Annotated in this window: 1 pseudogene; it reads left to right on the top strand. The window is 64.7% G+C overall.

Annotated elements, in window-relative coordinates:
• Positions 1–1744, top strand: a pseudogene (locus tag ACTOWK_RS23565) (hypothetical protein); the annotation flags it as partial.

Raw genomic sequence — 1744 nt, forward strand, 5'->3', positions numbered from 1 at the left:
CAGGGCCGCATCCTGCTGACCCGTCCGCTGGCGCAAGTGACCCGCGAGAACATCCGGACCCTGAGCCGCGACACGCCCCTGGACGGTTTCACCCAGGTGCTGTTGGTCGACTACGAGTTCATCCCGAACGGCTTCGATGCCGACTCGGTCACCGCCGGTTTCCGCGGCAAGCACTGGTTCGGCGACCACGTCGCGCTCGGCGCGACCTATGTCGACGAAAACCGCGCCGGCGACGACTACACCTTGAAGGGTGCGGACCTGACCCTGCAGGCCGGTCGCGGCACCTACCTCAAGCTGGAGCAGAGCCGAACCGAGTCGACCAGTTCGCCGATCTTCTTCTCCGACAACGGCGGCCTGAGCTTCAACGAAATCAATTCCGGCCTAGACCAGCGCAAGGGCGAGGCACGCTCGGTGGAAGCACGCGTCAACCTCAAGGAACTGGGCTGGACTGATCTGGACTGGTCGGCCGGCGCCTGGTGGCGTCGCGTCGATCCGGGCTTCTCGATCTCGCGCTACGACCTGGGCCAGAAAATTCAGGAACGCGGTTTCGAGGTGCTGGGCCAGTTCAATCCGTCGTTCAACATCTACGGCCGCTACAGCCGCGCCGAACGCGGCAGCGAATCGCTGACCCAGGCGCAGTTGACCGCCGAATGGCGGATCAGCGACTCCACCACCTGGGCCGCGGAAATCCGTCGCGTCGAAGAAGATCGCGCCACCCTCGACGCCGCCGGCGTGCTCGGCGTCCTGCAGTACAAGCGCCGCTTCGGCAGCAGCTTCGATCTGTACGGCACCGCCCAGGTCACCCTGGACGACGACAACGGCCGCTACGCCGACAACGACGCCTTCACCCTGGGCGGCAAGTACGTGTTCGGCAATCTGTCGAGCGTCGGCGCCGAGCTGACCACCGGCGATCGCGGCGACGCGGCGCAGATCAACGCCGAGTACCGCATCCAGCCCGACCACACGGTCTACGGCAGCTACACCTACTCGACCGATCGCACCGAGTTCGACCCGCTGTTCAACAACCGCCTCAACTCGGGTTGGACCCTCGGCCAGCGCTGGCGCTTGTCGAACCAGGTCAGCATGTTCAACGAGAGCCAGTTCCTGAAGGCGCCGAACGAATCCGGTCTGGCCCATACCTACGGCATGGATTTCTATCCGAGCCAGGGCTGGAACCTGGGTTTCACCCTGCAGAGTGCGCGCCTGGACAAGGAGATCGGCGAAGTCGATCGCCGTGCGGTCAGCCTCAGCGGCGGCCACACCTCGGCGGCCACGCAGTGGCAGAGCAAGCTGGAATGGCGCGAGGACACCGGTGCGGAACGCCGCGAGCAGTGGGTCACCACCAACAACCTGACTCACAAGATCAACGAAAGCTTCCGCATCGCCGCTCGCCTGAACTATTCCAAGACCACCGACCTGATCAACGCCGAGGCCGGCGCCAAGTTCATCGAAGGCAACGTCGGTTTCGCCTGGCGGCCGTGGAACAGCACCAAGTACGCGCTGCTCGGCAAGTACACCTATCTGTACGACGTCTCGGCGTTGCCGCAGATCGGCGATAACGTGGCGTTCTACGATCAGCGCAGCCAGATCCTGTCGCTGGAAGGCATCTACAACCCGAACCACCACTGGGAGTTCGCCGGCAAGCTGGCGCGTCGCGAAGGCGAAGTGCGTTACGGTCGCCTCGAAGGCCAGTGGGCCGATTCGGCGACGACCTTCGCCGCGGTGCAGACCCGCTACGAGTTCG

Source organism: Lysobacter sp. CA196 (genome assembly GCF_052078695.1).
Lineage (GTDB): Bacteria > Pseudomonadota > Gammaproteobacteria > Xanthomonadales > Xanthomonadaceae > Lysobacter.